We start from the raw sequence: 19,410 nt of genomic DNA on the forward strand, positions 1-19,410 counted from the left end.
CGCGATACGTACATTTGCCGATGCCTGGCATGGCTTCGGTGCTTACTCTCAGGCCCATCGAGCGCCCTGCGAGAAGGTGGGTACATGCGTGCGCTGACCGCGTTCCTCTCGTTCCTCATCGTGTTCACGACCACCTCCCCGCCCGCGAGCGCGAAACCTGCGCCCGCCACGCCGGCGGACGTGGTCTTCCAGCGGGCCGACTTCTCGGCAGGCACGCCGGAGGGCACGACGACCGGCGACGGCCTGTCGTTCGGCTCGGCCGCCGGCACCACCTCCTACACCGACGCGCTCGGCACCAAGACCTGGGAGTACGCGCGCTGGACAGGGCCCGAGCGGGCCATCGGGTTCCCCGCGACCGAGCTGGTCGCCTCCTGGACCGCGGATCTGCAGCCGGGCAGTTGGCTGCAGGTCGAGACCCGCGCCAGGAACGCCGAAGGCCTGACGAAGTGGTATTCGCTGGGCCGCTGGGCGTACAGCGAGGGCGACATCCGGCGCACGTCAGTGCCGGGGCAGGGCGACGCGGACGCCTCGGTCGCCGTGGACACGCTGGTCGCGGCGGCGGGCAAGCAGATCAGCGCCTACCAGCTGCGCCTCACGCTCTATCGGACGCCGGGCTCGTCGGTGACGCCGCGGGTGCGTACGTCCGGCGCCATGGCCTCCAACGTGCCCGAGCGCAAGACCATGCCGGTCAGCCCGGGCGGCGGCGCCTGGGGGACGGAGCTGAACGTGCCGCGCCGCTCCCAGAACGTCCACGAGGGCCACTATCCCGAATGGGACGGCGGCGGCGAGGCGTGGTGCAGCCCGACCTCGACCACGATGGTGCTGGGCTACTGGGGCAAGTGGCCGAGCGCGCAGGACACGGCCTGGGTCGATCCGTCCGACCCGAACCCGGAGGTCGACTACGCAGCCCGCTACACCTACGACCACGCCTACCAGGGGGCGGGCAACTGGCCGTTCAACACCGCCTACGCGGGCCGGTACGGCTTGGACGGGTTCGTCACCCGGCTGCGGTCGCTGACCGAGCTGGAGCTGCTGATCAAGGCAGGCATCCCGGTCATCACCTCGCAGTCCTTCAAGAAAGGCGAGCTGCCGGGCGCCGGGTACGGCACCAATGGGCACCTCATGGCGATCATCGGCTTCACCGCGACGGGCGACGTGATCGCCAACGATCCCGCGTCCCCGGACAACGACGCCGTGCGGCACGTCTATCCGCGGGCCGACTTCGAGAACGTCTGGCTGCGCAGCTCCAGCAGCGGCGGCATCGCGTACGTCATCCATCCGCCGGGCCACGCCCTGCCTGCCACGACCCCGGGACTGCCGGCCAACTGGTGAGCCTCTCGCGGCCGGCGCTCGCGAGACCGGAGCGCCGGCCGGGTGACCCATGCGTGCCCGTCATCGGCGGTTTGCCCGACTCGACGGGGGACGGGGAGTTCCGTACCCTAACAACTCCCGATAACTGTGGGCCGACCACGCTGTGGAGCGCTGGATGACCGAGGACGAGTCTGCGTCACTGGAGACGACCCGGCTGGTTCGGCCCAGGTGGAACGGTCCACCGCTGCTGTTGTCGTCCGATGGCGTCCGCGTCCTGGTGGCGGGCACGGGTGCGCATCGCCCGGAGTCCCGGCTGCCGCAGGCCCCCGCCGTCCCGGCGACCGTCAACGACGTGTCCCAGGCTCTGGTCGAGCGGACGGGCCTGGCCCCGGCCAACCTCACCGTGCTGCTGGACCCGGCGACCCCGGCCAACCTGGGCGAGGCGCTGGAGCGGGCAGCGCGGGAGGCCACGTCGGTCCTGGTGTTCTACTACGTGGGTCACGGCGTCTTCACCCCGGACGGCGAGCTGCACCTGGCCACCCGCGCCACCGTGGACCTCGGCCAGGGGATGCCCGGCTACCAGGCGCTCCCCTACGGCATGGTGCGCACCATCCTGTCGTCGTCGCCGGCCGAGCTGGTCGTCGTGGTGCTGGACTGCTGCTTCACCGGCGGTGGGCGGCCCGCGCCGGCGAAAGCCGCGGACCGCATCTTCGAGGGCATGGGGCGCAGCGCTTACGTGTTGGCCTCCGCCAGCAGGGACGACAACGCCTGGGCGCTGCCCGGCGTCCGGCACACCGCGCTCAGCGGGGCGCTGCTCAGGCTGCTCAACGAGGGCGAGGCGGACGGGCCGCCGGCGTTCACGCTGGACCACGTCTACCACCGGCTGACCCACACCCTGCCCGCCGCCGGATTCCCCCGGCCGCGGCGGCAGGCCACGGACGTGGGCGACCGGGCGCCGCTGGCCGCCAACCCCGCCCATGCGGGGCAGCCCAACCGCTCGGGCCCGCCGATGGGCTCGCCCGGCGACCTGTCCAGCCCCTATCGCGGACTGGCCGCCTACGGCCCTGAGCACGCCGAGCTGTACTTCGGGCGCGAGGAGCTGACCAGGTCGCTGACCACGCGGGTGCGCCAGGCGCTCAGGGCGGACGGCAAGCCCGTCGTCATCGGCTCGCAGGCGTTCGCGGCCGGCGGACCACTCATCCTCACCGGCCCGTCGGGCGGCGGGAAGTCGTCGGTGCTGCGGGCCGGGCTCATTCCCGCCCTGCGGCAGGACGACGACGTGTCCTGCGTCATGCTGGCGCCCGGCGCCGATCCGCTGGGCGCGCTGGCCCGCGAGCTGGCCGAGCTCGGCGGCGGCGACCCCGCGCGGCTGCGTGCGATCATCGAGTCCGACCCGAGCGGGGCGCGGCGCGGCCTACCTGGGCGGTTACTGCTGGTGGTGGACCAGTTCGAGGAGGTGTTCACGGCCTGTCCCGACGGGGCGGCGAGGGCGCGGTTCGTCGAGGCGCTCGCCGAGCTGTCCCGTGCGGCGGCCGTGGTGATCGCGGTACGCGCCGAGTTCTTCGGGCGCTGCGCGGCGTACTCCGGGCTGGTGGAGTCGATGCGGCGGCCGGAGGTGGTCACGCCCATGACCGCGGCCGAGTTGCGCGCGGTGATCGAGCAGCCGGCCGTCCGGTCCGGCCTCAGCGTGGAGGCCGGCCTCGCCGACCTGATCCTGGAGGACCTGCGGGCCAACGAGGCGGCGCTGGAGCGGTCGGGCGGGCCACTGCCGCTGCTCTCCCACGCCCTGCTGGCCACGTGGCAGCGGCGCTCCGGCGGCGTGCTGACCATGGCGGGCTACCGATCGGCCGGCGGCGTCACCGGGGCGGCGGCCATGAGCGCGGAGGACACGCTGCGGGGGCTCGGCGCGGAGTTCGAGCCGGTGGCCCGCGACCTGCTGGTCCGGCTCGTACGCGTGGACGACCAGGTCGGCGGCACGACGCGGCGGGTCCCGCTGGCCGAGCTGGCTCCCGACGCGCCTTCGGTCGGCGGGCAGGTGCTGGCCGAGATCGCCAGGGCGCGGCTGGTCACGGTGGCCGGGGGCGAGGCGGAGCTCGCCCATGAGGCGCTCATCCGCGCCTGGCCCCGGCTTGGCGGCTGGATCGACGCCGAACGCGCCACCCTGCTCGTACGCCGCCGCCTGTCGGAGGACGCGGCGACGTGGCACCGGGAAGGCCAGGACCCGGCCTACCTCTACACCGACAACCGCCTGCCGGCCGCCCAGGCCCTGGCCGCCACGACGCCGGGTCCGGCGGCGGGCGGCCCGGCGGCGCCGGGTGGGCCGCTGACGCCCCATGAACAGGCGTTCCTCCAGGCGTCGGTGCGGCGGCACAGCCGCCGGGCGCTGATCGGCCGGGCCGTCATCGCCGCGCTCTCCGTGCTCCTCCTCCTGGCCGCGACCGGCAGCGTGCTGGCCCTGCTCCAGTCCAGCCAGGCCTCGACCCAGGCCAAGCAGGCGACCGGCCAGCGCGACCAGGCACTCTCCCGTCAGCTCGCCGCCACCGCCAACAGCCTGCCCGACACCTCGCTCGCCGCCCAGCTGGCTCTGAGCGCCTACCGCGTCTCGGCCACCCCCGAAGCCCGCGGGGCGCTGCTCGGCACGCTGTCCCGCCCGCTCCCGGCCCGTATGATCGGCCACACCGCCCCCGTCGAGCGGGTGGCGTACCGTCCCGACGGGCGCGTGCTCGCCACCGTCTCCGGCGACTACACCGCCCGGCTGTGGAACGTCGCCGACCCCCTCCGTCCCAAGAGCGCGGGCATCGTGAAGGGCCACACGAGGGGCCTGACGGCGGCGGCGTTCAGCGCGAACGGCAAGATCCTCGCGACCGGCTCGGCGGACGAGACCGCCCGCCTGTGGGAGGTCTCCGACACCGCCCGCCCGCGCGCCCTGGCCACGATCACGGGCCACGGCGAGCCGGTGGTCTCGGTGGCGCTCAACCCGAAGGGCGACCTGCTGGCCACCGCGGGCGCCGACAAGTCCGTACGGCTGTGGAACATCGCCGACCCCGCCAAGCCGCAAGCGGTCTCCGTGCTCAAGCAGACCACCGACCCCACCGAGGTGGCCTTCAGCCCCGACGGACGCATGATCGCGGTCACCTCGTCCACCGGCGTCACGCTCCTGGACGTGCTCACCCCCGCCAAGCCGAGCAGCCTGGCCGCACTGACGGCGCCGGACGGCGGCGGCGTCAGGAGCGTGGCGTTCAGCCCGAACGGCCAGCACCTCGCCACCGCCTCCAGCACCGGCACGCTGCACCTGTGGAACATCACGACGGCCAAGCTCGCCGGCACCGCGACCGGGCACACGCAGGCGGCCGGCGACGTGGCCTTCAGCGCCGACGGAAACGTCCTGGCCAGCTCCTCCGCCGACGGCACCGCCCGCCTATGGGACGTCTCGACTCCGACCGACCCGCAGCCGGCGGCCACTCTGACCGGCTTCGCCGGCACTGTGACGGGGGTGGCGTTCAGCCCGAATGGCCAAAACCTCGCCACCTCGTCCGCCGACGGCGCCGCCCGCGTGTGGAACGTCGCCGACCCCGCCCGGGTCGCCGCCCGCGCCCGGCTGGCCCGGCACACCGCGCCGGTCAACGGGGTGGCGATCGCCAAGGGCGGCCGCACGCTGGCCAGCGTCTCCGACGACAAGACCGTCAAGCTGTGGGACGTCTCCGACCCGGCGTCGGCCACTCCCGTGTCCACGCTACGCGGGCACACCGACGCCGTCGTGGCGGTGGCCTTCAGCCCGGACGGCCGCTATGTGGTGTCGGCGTCCCTCGATCGCACGGCCCGGCTGTGGCAGGTCGAGCGGCCCGCCAACCCGAAGTTCGTGGCGACGCTCCAGGGGCATACGGCCGGGTTGCGGTCGGCGGCGTACAGTCCGGACGGCAAGGTCGTGGTGACGACCGGGCGGGACGGCCGGACGATCGTGTGGGACGTGTCCACGCCCGCCACCCCCAAGCGGGTGGCGACGCCGGGCGCCGCCGACGACCGGCTCGACGTGGCCGCGTTCCGGCCCAGCGGAAGCGTCCTCGCGACCGGCTCGGGCACCGCCGCCGTGCGGCTGTGGGACCTGTCCAAGCCGGCCCAGCCGCGCCGGCTGGCCGACTTCGCCGCCGCCCCGGGTGGCGTGCTCGACCTGCAGTTCAGCCGGGACGGCAAGACCCTGGCCGCGGCGGCGTCGGACGGGACGACGCGGTTGTGGGACGTCACCCGCCCCGAGCAGCCCAAGCGGGTGGCCACCCTCCCGGGGCACGTCGCGGACGTGTCCGCGGTGGCCTTCAGCGCGGACGGCCGCATGCTCGCCTCGGCCTCCCGTGACCGCACGATCCGGGTGTGGAACGTCGCCGACCGCGCCCGGCCGGCACTGTGGGCGGTGCTCGGGGGCGCGAGCGCGGTCGACGACGTGGAGTTCGGCCCGGACGGCACCGTCCTGGCCGGCACGTCCGACCTGGCCACTCAGCTGTGGGGGCTGAGCGTGGAGCAGGCGAGCGAGAGCGTCTGCCAGTCGTCGGGCATGTCGATCACCCGGGAGGAGTGGACGCAACACCTCCCCGGCCGGCCCTACACCCTCCCCTGCCAGGCCCAGAACTGATCAGGCCTGGTAGGTCACGTCGGAGAAGGTGGCTCGGCACGCTTCGCCCGCCAGGTCCTGCACCCACAGACCGACGAACGCGCCGGTGAACCCGAAGGACCGGATCTGGCCGTCGATGATCTCGTCGGCGTTCTCGTCGGACAGGGTCGTGGCGTCCAGCTCCACGGGGATGGGCCGGCCGTCGGCGGAGAAGCGCAGCACCGGGCCGTCGAACTCGACGCCGAGCCGGGTCGCGGGCTCCCCGGTGAAGTGCACGGTCCGCGTGCCCCGATCGCTGCCGGTCAGGATCAGGCCGTCGGTGGTGAGCGCGAGGTGGTACCAGTTGCGGGAGTTGTAGTAGGCGGTGATGCCGGCGGACTGGTGCACGCTGTCGGGCTCGAACGTCAGGCTCGCCTGGAACGTGCATGTCGTGCTGGTGACCCGGCGGGCGAGGAGGCTGGGGGCACGCAGCCCGTACGGGGACTGCCCGCCCGTGATCGTCACCCGGTCGCCGTCGAAGCTCACCCAGTCGGGCGAGGCGGGGCGGCGCAGGGTGCTCCAGTGGTGCTCGGCCGGCTCGAGGTCCACGGCCTGCCACGGATGCGGCGGCAGGGCGGGCGCGGGCACCTCGACGGCAGGCACCGCTCCGGCCACGCGCGGCCAGCCGTCCACCCACTCGACCCGCTGGATCGCGGATTCCCTGCCCAGCACGCAGCGGCCCCGCTGCGTGTGGGGGCGGGCGGCGAGGTGCGCGACGTACCACTCGCCGTCCTGGGTCCGCACGAGGCAGCCGTGCCCGGCCTTCTGCAGTTCCAGGGTGGGATCGTGGCGGGAGGTGAACATCGGTCCTGCCGGGTCCGGCTCGTACGGCCCGTCCAGCGTGCGGGACCTCAGCACGCTCGCGCCGTGCTCGTAGCCCGTGCCACCCTCGGCCACCATCAGGTAGTACCAGCCGTCGATCTTGTAGATGTGCGGTCCCTCGGTGACGTTCCGGTTCTCGAGAATGATCCGCGGCTTGCCTGCTCCCGCGCCGCCGTTGAGCTCCTGGAGCTCGATGCCGGCGAAGCCGTGTCCCGGGCGCGAGTCGAAGACCATGTTGAGCAGGTAGGTGGTGCCGTCGTCATCGTGGAAGAGCGCGGAGTCGAACCCGCGTCCGGGCAGCCTGACCGGGTCCGACCACGGGCCCTCGATGGAGGGGGCGGTGATCAGGTAGTTCGCGATGTCCTTGTAGCCGTGGGCGTAGTTGTCCATGACGCCGTAGACCAGGTGGAACAGGCCGTTCGCGTACGTGAGGTCGGGCGCCCAGATGCCGCCGGAGTCCGGCACACCCGCCAGGTCGAGCAGCCGGTGGTCGGTGAGGATGCCGCCCAGGGGCCGCCAGTTGACGAGGTCGCGGGAGTGGTGGACGCGTACGCCCGGGTACCACTCGAACGTTGACGTGGCCAGGTAGTAGTCGGCGCCGACCCGCAGGATGGACGGGTCCGGGTGGAAGCCGGGCAGGACGGGGTTGCGGATGGCCGTCCGTGTCATGGCTGCCTCCATTGGATAGAAACCGGTCGCCGCGAACGCTACGGCGATGAGTTACGGACCACAAGAACGCGTTACAGACACGTTACCTTTGAATCATCTGGCTCCTGGCTTCGCCTGCCAGGACACTCTTTGCCAAACCTCCCGTTGACCGCAACCCGTCTCGACCCCTACCGTAGGTACCGGTTTCTATCGCCGGAATGGAGGCACGTCCCTGTGCGCCCCCGCCCGAAGGCGTCGTCCATCGCGCCCGGAACAGCTCGCGATGCTCTCTACGCCACCGCTCTTGAGACGGGCGGTATCGCGGATCGAGCGTACTCGCGTGGGGATGCCGAGCGGATCACTCCCGCCGTAGACTGCGTTGAGGTCGCGGACCTCCGCTGCTCAGCCTGTCGTCAACGACCATGAAGGGCCGGCCTTGTCGCGAAAAGTAAGCCCCAAGGAAGTGGGCGCGACGGACGAGCGCGTCACCGTCCGTGACGTGGCCGCGCGGGCCGGGGTGTCGGCCACCACGGTCTCCCGCGTGATCAAGGGCGACTACCCGGTCGCCCAGGCCACCAGGACACGAGTGCTGCGGGCCATGCGCGACCTCGACTACGTGCTCAACGTGCACGCCCGAGCCCTGTCGGGGGCCAGCACGAAGATGGTGGCGTTCATCCTCGACGACGTCACCGGCCCCTCCTTCGCCCACGTCGCCAAGGGCGTCGAACAGCAGGCCACCGCCGAGGGCCGGCTCTGCATGGTGTGCACCACCCACGGCGACCCGGCCCGCGAGCTGGCCATCGTCGAGGCCATGCGCGAGCAGCGGGCCGACGCGGTCATCCTGGTCGGCGGCGGCACGATGGACGACACCTACCGCGAGCGCATGTCGCACTTCGCCCACGCCCTCGACAAGGCAGGCTCCCGCCTCGTGCTGTGCGGCCGCCCGCCCCTCGGCGAGGACGTGCCCACCACGGTGGTGGAGTACGACAACGAGGGCGGCGCGTACGCCATGGCCAGCCACCTGCTGTCGCAGGGACACCGGCGCATCGCGCTGGTAGGCGCCACCGCCGACGACCTCAGCACCACCAGGCTCGATCGGGTGCGCGGCTTCATGCGCGCCCACGAGTCCTTCGGCGTACCCCACGACCCGGACCTGGTCGTCCCGGCGGGCTTCGACCGCACCGACGGCTACGACGCCGCCCGCCGCCTGATCGCGCTGGGCGCCGAGTTCACCGCCGTCTTCGCCGCCACCGACATGGTGGCCATCGGCGTCCTGGCCGCCCTCCGCGAGGCGGGACTGCGCGTGCCGGAGGACGTATCGCTGGCCGGCTACGACGACATCCCCTTCGCCGCCGACCTGACCCCCGGCCTGACCACCGTGCACATTCCCACGGAGGAGCTGGGCCGGACGGCGGTGCGCCTGGCCCTGAACCGCCAGGACCGCCAGCATGTCGTCCTCGGCACCCACATCGTCGTCCGCGACTCCGTACGCCCACCCGCCCGCCGGTAGCAGGCAGGCCGGCACACACCCCATGCGCCGATCAGCAAGCTGTCATCGAAGGTGTTGTGGATCAGACGCCTTCAGCCCAGTACTTCTGCAGCCTTGCAACGGCGTCCTCCTTGCTCATCGCTGCGACCTCGGTCTCATCCAGACCTACTCTAGAGATCAGCAGATGAACAAGGTCAGCGGGCAATGCGTTTGACGGCGGCTGGGGTGCGCCGCGGTCGGGCAAGGCACCGTTCTTGACGCACGCCCAGAACGTTGCCTCGTCCACCTGCAGCTGATCGCGCAGTATGTGACCCCATATGCTCGGGCCGTAGGTGCTTCGATCGACCGGATGGGAGATCCGCGTTCTCAGGATCCGGCCATCGGGAAGGTTCAACTCATAGGTGACATGGTGGGTCCCCGTTCGCCCGCGGGCGTTCCGTACCGGACGCCAGCCTTCAATCTGACAGAACCGATCGTGGTCGTCGCGCGTGGGCTGGGGCCAGGTCATCGAGCCTTCCCCACCAGCCATTCGCGCAGCTGATCGTCATCGCTGAGACTGATCAACTGCACCAGACCCCAGTTCTCGTGGTGGTTAGGGGCATCAAGCAAGTGGTCTTGCCAGTCCTCCGCGTATTCGCGGAGCGCGTCAACCATTTCCGTAACAGCCTCATTGAAGGTCCGGCCGTCGGCCGCGATCGGCAATCCAGGAATGAAGATCGACCAACCGTCGGCCTCGGGAACCGCCTGGGCGCGAGATGGAGTGACCGCGGCAAGATAGCGGCGCAGTCTGTCGACGTCCACGAGGGCGGTCGTGGAGGACTCTCGACGAACCGTGGCCACGCGGCCGCGTTCAGCCGCGTCCAAGAGTGCTTTGAGATGCGCACGGGCATCTGTATAGCTGTCGAAATGAACGGCGGTCATGCTGGACACCTCCACTGCAGCGTGCCTCCAGGATGCCCCTCCGAAGTAAGTACGTCAAGTACGCCACGTACTGACGGATACCATCTCAGAGGCGGATGACGATCTTTCCCAGCGCCTTGCCGGAGGCGTAGTACCGGTAGGCATCGGGCGCCTCGTCGAAGTCGAAGACGCGGTCGATGACGGGACGGATGCGGTTGACCTCGATGGCGCGGTTCATCGCGACGAACTGTGCGCGGCTGCCGACGGCGACGGGGCGTATGGTGGCGCCGGAGGCGAACAGCACCCGCGGGTCGATGGGCGGTGCGGCGTTGGAGACGAAGCCCACGCAGGCGACGTGACCCTCGATCGTCACCGCCTTGAGCGACTGCTCCAGCAAGCCGGCGACGTCCACGACGCGGTCGGCCCCCCGGCCGCCGGTCAGCTCCCGGACCTCGGCGGGCCAGTCCGGTGTGGCCCGATAGTCGATGACCTCGTCGGCACCGAGCTCAGCCAGGCGTTGCGTTTTCGCCGGGCTGCTCGTGGTGGCGATCACCCGCACGCCGAGGGCCTTGGCGAATTGAAGCGCGAACAGCGACACCCCGCCCGATCCCTGTGTCACCAGGGTTTGGCCTGGTCGCAGGCCGATGCCGTCCCCGGTGAGCGCGTTCCAGGCGGTGACGGCGGCGCAGGGAAGCGTCGCAGCCTCCTCGTACGACAAGTGATCGGGGATCGGCACAAGCCCGCTCTCCTCGATCACCGCGAGCTCGGTGAGCATGCCATCCAGCGAACCGCCGCGCTGCGGCAGGTGCTGGACGCCGAACGGTCCGTCCTGCCAACTGGGAAAGAGCGTGGCGGCGACGCGGTCCCCGACGCGGAACCCGGCGACGCCCGGTCCGACCGCGACGACTTCGCCCGCCCCGTCGGACACCGGGACGACGTCGGGTTTCACCGGCAGCACGTAGTCGCCGCGCAGCACCATCAGCTCTCGGTAGCTCAGCGAGGTGGCGTGCACGGCCACCACGACCTGCCCGGCCTCCGGTGCGGGGTCCTCGTGCTTCCTGATGGACAGACCGTCGATCCCGGCACCGCTGTCGACGTGATAACTACGCATGCGATTCCTCCCCATCAGCGGCGGCCAGCGGGACCTCGCCTGCGGTCTTGCTGTAACCGAGGGCTTCGACGATCAGACCGTCGCGTACGCGCATGAGGTTCACGCCTCGCACCGAGTCGGCGGGACCCTCGCCGTAGCGGTAGCGCCAGCGGATCGTCGCCCGATCGCCCGCGACCACCACCTCCTCGGGCTCGAACTGCGTCGTCCGATCCTCGGCGAGTGCCCGCCAGAACGTCAGGCAGGCCTCGCGGCCTTCGTGGCGGGCGCCGTCAGGGGCCGGTTGGATCGCCTCCATCACACAGTCGCCGCCGATCAGGCCGTTGAGCGCGGCGGGGTCGTGCTCGACGAAGGCCCGGTTGAAGCGGTCGATGACATCGGCAGTGGTACGCATACAGACTCCGCGAAATAGAACGTTCGGTCTATCGAGACCATATCGACCGGTTGATCTACTCGTCAACGGATGGCAGGCTGTGAACCATGAGCACGCGCGCCACGCCCGGCCCCCGGGAACGCCTTCTTGAGGCCGCCCAGAAGCTGACCTACAGCCACGGCGTGGGCATCGGCGTCGACACCCTGCTAAAAACCGCGAACGTGGCCCGGCGCTCCCTGTACGAGCACTTCGGCGGCAAGGACGGACTGATCGCCGAGGTGCTCAGGCGCAGCACCGCCGAGGACGAAGCCCGCTACCAGGAGACCATGCAGGCGGCGGGCGACAACCCGCGCGACCGCCTCCTGGCCATCTTCGACGGACTCGCCGGGATCATCGCCAAGCCGGACTTCCGCGGCTGCCGCTATCTGGCCGCCGACCTCGCCCTGGCCGACCCGGAGCACCCCGGGCACGCCATCACGCGCGACTACCGGCGGCGCGTGCACCAACTCCTCGAGGACGAGCTCATCAAGCTAGGGCATCCGAGGCCCGCGCACGCGGCCGACCAGCTCCTCCTGCTCATCGACGGCACACTCGCGGCCGGAGCCACCCGGCCCGGCACCGACCCTGCCGCCTCCGCCCGCGAACTCGCCGAGCAGATCCTCGACACCGGCGTTAGCCCACGTCACGCACGCGATACCGGCGGATGATCCAGCCAATTCCAAACAGAACCATGTAGCCGGAAATCGCAAATGCTAGGCACAGAAGAAGCGAAAGCGGTGTGAAGAGGGCGAGCCCGCTGAACACTATAAAGGGAAAGAAGAGCACGTCGAGCGCTGGATGTTCTTGAGACCAGCGCATCAGCGAGAGCGCTGGAATCCACTGGCCCACCACCATGGATGCGTAGGTCAGCCCGATGACGGCACCTACCGCGATCCCGTGTTTCTCGGCGCCCCACATCGCCGCATACACAGCCACGAGCGCTAGGAAAACTGTCTTGACCCACCGGCCTAAAGGCCGGCTGGACAAGACGACCTTGCCGGTGGACTCCCCCTGATCGGTCATAGGACGAGTGTCGCACCGGCCTGAAACATAATCCATCGTCCACTAGCTCGCGCCGGGACGAATCACACCACAAGTGTTTCCAGCAGGAGCCGTTCACCGGCCGCGCGATAACCCACGGCCCGATTCACCGCCACCATCGGCAGATTCTCCTGGTCGACGGTGGCCGCGACGGTGCGGAGGAAGGAGAAGGCTTAGTGCAGCCGCAGGGTCTGCTCGGCATTGATCCAGCGGGCCAGACCGAGTCCCCGGTGCTGAGGAAGCACCGCGGTGTTATGCTGCTGCGCCGCCGGCCCATCCCCTGCCGGGACGTGGTCACCGTGGCGGCGACGACCTCGCCGGTGGGTCGGTGCACGACCGAGCTCACCATCAGGTGGTCGCCGCCCGCGGTCAGGTGCGCCTCCCAGGCACGCACCGCTGCCCTATCCCATGCCCGGGCCGCCATCTGCAGCGCCGCGCCAGGCGGGTCCAGCACGTGGCCCATCACATCCCCGAACGACACCACCAGCGGTTCGGGAGCCGGGCCGCGCCAGTGTGCCAAGGCGTAGGCGGCGGGATCCGGACCCGCCGCCGCCAGCTCACCGCAGCGGCGCAGCACCTCCTCATCGATCCGCTGCACCTGAAGCTCCAGGCGCAGCAGCTCGCGGTACGCCACCCCGGCCGAAAGCGAACGCCTCCCAGGCCCGCCGCCCGGCACGATGCCCTGGATCCGCTCCATCCCGGCACGGCGAGCTTCGTCCACTATCCCCGTCAGCAGAGCGGATCCTGCGCCTTTCGACGATTCTCCGGCGACACGAACAGACGCAGGAAGCCGATCCGCGGATCGTGCGGCTGGGGCCGCAGCTCGGCCACACCCACGATCGGTCCATGGTCGCCGCCCCGAGCGGCCAAGCGCAGCACCGCGGCCTCGGCCGCGTGCCGCGCCGCAAACGGTTCCACAGACACACCAACCACCGCAGCACTCTGACATGACGAAGCCGCCCCAGGACAACCACAAGCTCGTATGGTCAGGGGATGAGTGATCGCGTACGGATGTTGTGCCTGCGCCATGGGGAGTCGGAGAACGTCATCGCCCGGGTCTCCGGCGCACTTCCCCTCGCCGGCTTGACGCCGAAGGGACGGCTGCAGGCTGCTGAGGCGGCGCAGCGGCTGGTCCCCGAGGGGGTTGCCCGGATATATGCCAGTACGGCGGTGCGGGCCCAGCAAACCGCCGAGATCATCGCGCAAGCGCTCAGCGTGGACGTCGTCCTCGTGCCCGATCTGGTCGAAGTGGGGATCGGCCGTTTGGAAGGCACCACCGATCCAGCGACTCGGGCCCGCACCGCAGACGTTCTCCGTTCGTGGATCGTGGAGGGGCGGCTGGGCGAGGCGGTGGGCGACGGAGAGGACGGGCACGCCGTCACCTCGCGGGTCGTCGCCGCGCTCACGGCGATCGCTGCTGAACATGCAGGCGAGACGATCGCTGTGGTGGGGCATGTGGCGAGCCTCACCACCGGCCTCAGCCCTCTGTGCGGGTTGGGTGAGCGGGTGTGGGGAGCGCCGCTGCCACACGCAGTCCCCTTCGCCGTCGAGTACGACGGGCACTCGTGGCGGTGCCCGTCGTGGCCCACCCTCTGACCGGTCAGAGGGTGGGCCACGTTGCGCGCTAGTCGGCCAGGCGGAGCACGCCCCAGTGGCTGGTGTCCAGGTAGGTGCGGCCCGTGGCGTCGTTCCAGGTCACCGCACCGGTACGGGCCGCGCCCGTTGCGTCGTTCACCTGGACGTCGAAGCCCAGCAGCGTCCCTTCCGCCAGCGTGATCGTGGGCAGTTTGATGGCCGCTTCCACGACATATCCACCAGGCACTCTCTTGGCCACCGCCGTCACGTTGTCCTTGACGCCGGCGGCGTCGAACGTGCCGCCGACCGTGACGCGGCCGGTGAAGCTGACCCGGTACTGGCCGTCGTCGTCCGTATAGCCCTTCGTCTTGCCGTTGCCGGGGTCGACGAAGATCTCGACGGAGTCCTGTTCCCAGGGGTTCGGGGACTCCTCGCTCAGGGTCGGGTCTGTGACGTGGGCCAGGACGTACAGCGTCGACCCGCTCCACAACGATCTGACGCGAGCGGTGGCGCCGGACGTGCCCTGGATCCAGGTGGCGGTGCGGATATCCGGCGCAGCCCGCCAGACCGGCTCCGCGACGCCGTCCACAACGGGGGTGCGGTGGGCGGCGGAGGTGAGCTTGACGGCGGGCACAGCGGTCACCTTCCCCGTCCAGGAGGTGGCGGTGCTCCCGTCGCGCACGGTCACGTCCACATCGACGCCCTTCTTGACCAGCGCCTCGACGCGATAGCCGGTCGCGGTCCGCTTCACCGCCGCCTTCGGCCCGCCGGCCCGGGTCACGGTGTGCGCGGTGCCGTCCACGGTGAAGGTCACCTTGTCGCCCGCGCCGACGGTCGTGTCGTTGACCTCGGCGAGGACGTACATGCCTGTGGCGGTAGAGCGCGCCTGGAAGCCCGCGGACACGTTCCCCACCCGGTCGAGCGGGGCGTCGGGCAGCAGGTCCCACTGCAGGTCCCGCTTGCCGTCCACCGACACCGTCCCCGCGGGCGCCTCCAGCTTGCGCACCAGCGGCGGCAGCTTGGACGGGTCCGCGACGGCCCAGTACGCGGGCTTGGCCTGAAGGTCGTGGTCGAAGAGCAGCGGCGCGTTGAGCCGCGGGATCGGCCAGGTGTTCAGCCAGCTGACGTCGTCGGACTCGCCCCACACGGTGACCGAGCTGAGCTTGGAGGCCTGCCGGCGGAAGACGTCGAACAGCGCCTTGTATCGGTGGCCCTGCTCGGCCAGCAGCTCCGGCGAGATCGACGGGTAAGAGGAGACGAAGTCGGTGTAGATGCTCACGTCCAGCTCGGTGACCTGCTGGTCCACGCCGAGCGTGGCGAAGCGCTCGATGGTGTCCTCGACGTAGGAGGCGGGCGGCTGCTCGATGTTGAGATGCAGTTGGTGGCCGACGCCGTCGATCGGCACGCCCTCGCCCTTGAGCTGCTTGACCAGCGCGTAGAGGGCTTCGCGCTTGCGCGGGAACTCCGTGTTGTAGTCGTTGATGAAGAGCTTGGCGTCCGGGTCGGCCTCGTGAGCGACGCGGAAGGCGGTGCGGATGTAGTCGAGGCCGGCGATCTCGTACCACTTGGAGCGGCGCAGCCCGTCCGGCTGGTTCTCGTCGATGACCTCGTTGACCACGTCCCAGGCCGCGATCTTGTCCTTGTAGCGGGTCACGAGCGTGCGCACGTGGTTCTCGACGCGCCGCAGCAGGGTCTCCTTGTCAGCGCCCTCGAACACCCAGGCCGGGGTCTGGCTGTGCCAGACGAGCGTGTGCCCGCGGACGGTCATGCCGTGCTCGACGCCGAAGTCCACCAGATGGTCGCCGTCGGCGAAGGCGAACTCGCCCTCGCGGGGCTCGGTGGCGTCCCACTTCAGCTCGTTGCCGGGGGTGATGCCGTTGAAGTGCCGGGCGAGCAGCTCGCCGTGCACGCCGAGCGTGTCGGGCCTGGTGAGCGCCGAGCCCATGGTGAAGGGCACCTTGTCCTTCAGCGCGGGGATGTCGGTCTGGATGGGCTTCGGCGCGATGTAGGTCATCGCGAAGTCGTCCAGGTAGAAGGGGAAGGTGCCGCTGTCGGACTCGAGGTAGACGCTGAGGAAGTCGACGTCGTACGCGAGCGTGTACGTGCCGGCGAGCTGCACCCACTGCCCCGCGGGCACGTCCGTGGGCGGCACGATGCGCTCGTAGCTGGGCGTGCCGCCGGTGCGCCGCTCGATCGACAGGCCGAGCCGGCCCGCGGCGGTGTCGGGGCCGAGCCGCACCCATACCGACAGGGCGTACTTGTCGCCCTTGCCCATCCGGCCGAGCACGTTCATGGCGGGCCCATCCCAGGTGGCCGACCGGCCGGTGACCGCGAGGCTGCGGGCGCCGCCGTGGGCGGCGGCCGTGCTGGACTCCAGGATGGCGGCGGCGCGCGGCGACCAGTCCTGCGCGGTGCCGTCCTCGAAGTCGGTGCTGATCTGCTCGCGGGTGGGGTCGCCCTGGGGGCTGAAGACGATGTCGTCCAGGTAGTACTGGGAAGTGGCGTCGGAGCTCTCGGCATAGAGCTGGAGGTCGGTGGAGTCGGCGGTGAAAAGATAGGTGCCGGCCAGCCGCACCCACTCGCCGTCGGTCACGGTGGCCGCCGCGACGCGCTCGTAGGTGGTCTCGCCGCCGGCGGGGGTGCGCTGCACGGTCAGCGCGATCGTGCTGGCGGGCTGCCCGGTGACGAGCCGCGCGTACGCGGTCACGCGGTAAGTGACGCCCTTGACGAACGGCGCGGCGATCGAGGCCCCGTGCCAGGTAGCGGTCCGTCCCGTGGTGAGCAGGCTGCTCGTGCCCGCGTGCGCCGCGTCCGTGGTGACCGCGACGGAAACGTCGCCGCCGCGCGGGCTCCAGCCCTGCGTCGTGCCGTCTTCGAAGTCGTACGTGAGGTCCGCCGCGTGCGCGGGGAACACCGGCACGAGGCATAAGAGGGCGGCGGCCACCAGGGCTCGGAGGGTGCGCACAGTGCTCCTGCGGGGTGGGATGAAAGTTTCAGGGATATTCCGATAAATGTCAGGCGGACTGTAGATGCGGCGCGCGGATGCGGTCAAGATGTGTCACAGACGCGATAGCTCCTGCAACCGCTTGTTGCAGCAAAAGTGCAGTTTTACTGCACCTATTGACGTGTACACGGCATTACGCGAACGTTTCGTGCAACCGATTGCCGCACTCTGCGAGGTTGCGCATGCGACTTCTGTTACTCATCCCGTTGGCAGGGCTGGCGCTGGCCATGACGCCGCCCGCGACCGCCCAGTCCCGCACCACGATCGTGGTCGCGGCCGACGGAACCGGCGACCACACGACCGTGCAGGCGGCCGTCGACGCGGTGCCGTCCGGCAACGCCTGGCCGGTCACCATCCTGGTCCGCAAGGGCACGTATAAGCAGCAAGTGGTGGTCCCCGCCGACAAGCCGCACATCTCGCTGGTGGGCGACACCCGGGACCCGCGCGCGGTGGTGCTCACGTTCGACGCCTCGGCCTCCACCCCAAAACCGGACGGCTCGGGCACCTACGGCACCTCGGGCAGCGCCTCGTACGTGATCAGCGCCCCCGACTTCACCGCCCGCAACCTCACCTTCGAGAACTCCTACGACGAGGCCGCCAAGGGCAACAGCCAGGCCGTGGCGGTGCGGACGACGGGCGACCGGCAGGTGTACGAGAACGTCAGGTTCATCGGCAACCAGGACACCCTCTACGCCAACACCCCGTCCGCCGCCACGACCGCCCGGCAGTATTTCCGCGACTGCTACGTCGAGGGCGACGTCGACTTCATCTTCGGCCGCGCCACCGCCGTCTTCGACAACTGCGTCATCAAGGCGCTCAATCGCGGCAGCACGGACAACAACGGCTACGTCACTGCGGCGAGCACGGAGCTGAGCAACCCGTACGGCTTCCTCATCTATCGCAGCCACCTGACCAGCAACGCCCCGGCGCGCACGTTCCATCTGGGCCGCCCATGGCCGGCCGGCGGGTCGGCGACGGCGCGCGGGCAGGTGCTGGTGCGGGAATCGTGGCTGGGGCAGCAGTTCAAGGACGCGCCCTGGACCGACATGTCGGGCTTGAACTGGCGGGACGCCCGGCTGTCCGAATACCGCAACCACGGCCCGGGCGCGACGGTCAACAACGACCGGCCGCAGCTCACCGCGGAGCAGGCCGCCACGTTCACGCCGCAGCGCTACCTGGCGGGCACGGACGGCTGGAACCCCGTGCGCGGCCACCACCCGCACCCCGGGTACGGGATGGGCCGGGAGGCCCTCCCCCGCGACGACGGCTGGGCGGCGGCCACCACCGGCACCACGGGCGGCTCGGCGGCGCGGCCGGAGAACGTGCACGTCGTCTCGACCCGGGCGCAACTTCGGGCCGCGCTCGGCGACCCGGCCGACAACACGCCCAAGATCATCTACGTGAGGGGCGCGATCGACGCCGACACCGACGACTCCGGCGCCCCACTCACCTGCGCGGACTATGCGGTGAACGGCTACAGCCTGCCCGCCTACCTGGCCGCGTACGACCCGGCCGTGTGGGGCAGGACCAGCGTGCCGTCAGGGCCGCTGGAGGACGCGCGCCGGGCCTCGTACAACAAAATGGCCGCGCACGTCACGGTGACGATCGGCTCCAACGTCACCCTGGTCGGTGCGGGCGGGGACGCGGCGCTGAAGAGCTTCGGCCTGCGGATCAGCAACGCGGACAACGTCATCGTCCGCAACCTGACCATCACCGACACCTCGGACTGCTTCCCGCAGTGGGACCCGACCGACGGTGCGGACGGCAACTGGAACGCCTCGTTCGACAACGTCGAGGTGTCCGGCTCCACCCACGTCTGGCTGGACCACAACACGCTCAACGACGGCGACAACCCGGACTCCGGGCAGCCGCTCCACTTCGGGCGCCCGTACCAGGTCCACGACGGGCTGCTGGACGTGGTGCGCGGCTCGAACTACGTGACGCTCTCCTGGAACCACCTCAGCGGCCACGACAAGGTGACGCTGATCGGCAACACCGACAACCCGACCAGGTACGGCGAAGCCGACAAGCTGAAGGTCACGCTGCACCACAACCACTTCGAGGGCCTCGGCCAGCGCACGCCCCGGGTGCGCTTCGGCCAGGTGCACGTCTACAACAACTACTACACGGGCGGCCCCACGCACGGATACAGCATCGGCGTGGGCTTCGGCTCGAAGGTCTACGCCGAGAGCAACGCCTTCGACGGCATCGCGGCGGCGAAGGTGCTGTCGGTGTTCGGCGGCACCGCGGTCACCGCCAAGGACAACCTGGTGGACGGCGCCCCGGCCGACCTGGTCGCCGCCTACAACGCCGCCAACGGCACGGCGCTCGGCGCGGACGCCGGCTGGACCCCGACGCTGGTCACCCGCATCGACCCGGCCCAGGCCCTCAAGGCCCTGGTCCCGGCGGGAGCGGGCGCCGGCCGCCGTCACATGTGACGACGGCGGCAGGTGTGCCG

General features: G+C 70.6%; 15 protein-coding genes. 6 read left to right on the plus strand and 9 right to left on the minus strand.

Features of this window, described 5'->3' with window-relative positions; genetic code table 11:
• The first annotated feature begins 84 nt into the window (after positions 1-84).
• Together Q9G87_RS34645 and Q9G87_RS34650 are read left to right on the plus strand one after the other, a co-directional pair.
• Positions 85-1,332: a C39 family peptidase gene (locus Q9G87_RS34645; protein ID WP_305920771.1), complete on the plus strand. Its 1,248-nt coding sequence runs from the start codon at positions 85-87 to the stop codon at positions 1,330-1,332.
• 154 nt (positions 1,333-1,486) lie between these two features.
• Positions 1,487-5,935 (plus strand): caspase, EACC1-associated type, encoded by a 4,449-nt coding sequence (locus Q9G87_RS34650; RefSeq protein ID WP_305920772.1) that lies wholly within the window; start codon positions 1,487-1,489, stop codon positions 5,933-5,935.
• Here the strand turns inward: Q9G87_RS34650 and Q9G87_RS34655 are convergent, their stop codons facing one another.
• The gene (locus Q9G87_RS34655) at positions 5,936-7,444 is read right to left on the minus strand and encodes a glycoside hydrolase family 43 protein (RefSeq protein ID WP_305920773.1); all 1,509 of its coding nucleotides are present in this window, start codon (positions 7,442-7,444) and stop codon (positions 5,936-5,938) included. It abuts the gene before it with no gap.
• A gap of 415 nt (positions 7,445-7,859) precedes the next feature.
• On the opposite strand from Q9G87_RS34655, the gene Q9G87_RS34660 reads away from it, so the two are divergent.
• The gene (locus Q9G87_RS34660) at positions 7,860-8,933 is read left to right on the plus strand and encodes a LacI family DNA-binding transcriptional regulator (protein WP_305920774.1); all 1,074 of its coding nucleotides are present in this window, start codon (positions 7,860-7,862) and stop codon (positions 8,931-8,933) included.
• A 61-nt stretch (positions 8,934-8,994) separates the two neighbouring features.
• Here Q9G87_RS34660 and Q9G87_RS34665 read toward each other — a convergent pair whose 3' ends face one another.
• The 4 genes from Q9G87_RS34665 to Q9G87_RS34680 all read right to left on the minus strand — a co-directional run bounded on the left by Q9G87_RS34665 (position 8,995) and on the right by Q9G87_RS34680 (position 11,314).
• Positions 8,995-9,420, minus strand: coding sequence for a cytotoxic translational repressor of toxin-antitoxin stability system (locus Q9G87_RS34665; RefSeq protein ID WP_305920775.1), 426 nt, complete (start codon positions 9,418-9,420; stop codon positions 8,995-8,997).
• Positions 9,417-9,833 (minus strand): prevent-host-death protein, encoded by a 417-nt coding sequence (locus Q9G87_RS34670; protein WP_305920776.1) that lies wholly within the window; start codon positions 9,831-9,833, stop codon positions 9,417-9,419. Before Q9G87_RS34670 ends, Q9G87_RS34665 begins: the two co-directional genes overlap by 4 nt.
• Before the next feature lie 85 nt (positions 9,834-9,918).
• Complete coding sequence (locus tag Q9G87_RS34675; RefSeq protein WP_305920777.1) at positions 9,919-10,923, minus strand: zinc-dependent alcohol dehydrogenase family protein; 1,005 nt, start codon at positions 10,921-10,923, stop codon at positions 9,919-9,921.
• Positions 10,916-11,314, minus strand: a complete 399-nt coding sequence (locus Q9G87_RS34680; RefSeq protein WP_305920778.1) for a nuclear transport factor 2 family protein — start codon at positions 11,312-11,314, stop codon at positions 10,916-10,918. Before Q9G87_RS34680 ends, Q9G87_RS34675 begins: the two co-directional genes overlap by 8 nt.
• An 86-nt stretch (positions 11,315-11,400) precedes the next feature.
• Between Q9G87_RS34680 and Q9G87_RS34685 the strand changes: the two genes are divergently transcribed.
• On the plus strand, positions 11,401-12,000 hold the full coding sequence (locus Q9G87_RS34685) for a TetR/AcrR family transcriptional regulator (protein WP_305920779.1): 600 nt from the start codon (positions 11,401-11,403) through the stop codon (positions 11,998-12,000).
• On the opposite strand, the gene Q9G87_RS34690 is transcribed toward Q9G87_RS34685, so the two are convergent.
• The 3 genes from Q9G87_RS34690 to Q9G87_RS34700 form a co-directional block, all read right to left on the minus strand.
• The gene (locus Q9G87_RS34690; protein WP_305920780.1) at positions 11,966-12,355 is read right to left on the minus strand and encodes a hypothetical protein; all 390 of its coding nucleotides are present in this window, start codon (positions 12,353-12,355) and stop codon (positions 11,966-11,968) included. The two genes, Q9G87_RS34685 and Q9G87_RS34690, sit on opposite strands and share 35 nt — an antisense overlap.
• A 124-nt stretch (positions 12,356-12,479) precedes the next feature.
• Positions 12,480-13,070 carry a hypothetical protein gene (locus tag Q9G87_RS34695; protein ID WP_305920781.1) on the minus strand — a complete coding sequence of 197 codons (591 nt, stop codon included), beginning with the start codon at positions 13,068-13,070 and terminating at the stop codon, positions 12,480-12,482.
• Positions 13,071-13,102: 32 nt separating this feature from the next.
• The gene (locus Q9G87_RS34700; RefSeq protein WP_305920782.1) at positions 13,103-13,291 is read right to left on the minus strand and encodes a GNAT family N-acetyltransferase; all 189 of its coding nucleotides are present in this window, start codon (positions 13,289-13,291) and stop codon (positions 13,103-13,105) included.
• A gap of 75 nt (positions 13,292-13,366) precedes the next feature.
• Between Q9G87_RS34700 and Q9G87_RS34705 the strand changes: the two genes are divergently transcribed.
• Positions 13,367-13,969: a histidine phosphatase family protein gene (locus tag Q9G87_RS34705; RefSeq protein WP_305920783.1), complete on the plus strand. Its 603-nt coding sequence runs from the start codon at positions 13,367-13,369 to the stop codon at positions 13,967-13,969.
• Between the two features lie 28 nt (positions 13,970-13,997).
• Here Q9G87_RS34705 and Q9G87_RS34710 read toward each other — a convergent pair whose 3' ends face one another.
• Positions 13,998-16,913: an endo-1,4-beta-xylanase gene (locus Q9G87_RS34710; RefSeq protein WP_305920784.1), complete on the minus strand. Its 2,916-nt coding sequence runs from the start codon at positions 16,911-16,913 to the stop codon at positions 13,998-14,000.
• 221 nt (positions 16,914-17,134) lie between these two features.
• Between Q9G87_RS34710 and Q9G87_RS34715 the strand changes: the two genes are divergently transcribed.
• A complete protein-coding gene (locus Q9G87_RS34715) occupies positions 17,135-19,390 on the plus strand; it encodes a pectinesterase family protein (RefSeq protein WP_305920785.1) in 2,256 nt (751 codons plus the stop codon).
• Positions 19,391-19,410: the final 20 nt, after the last annotated feature.

The organism is Nonomuraea turcica, assembly GCF_030718205.1.
GTDB lineage: Bacteria > Actinomycetota > Actinomycetes > Streptosporangiales > Streptosporangiaceae > Nonomuraea.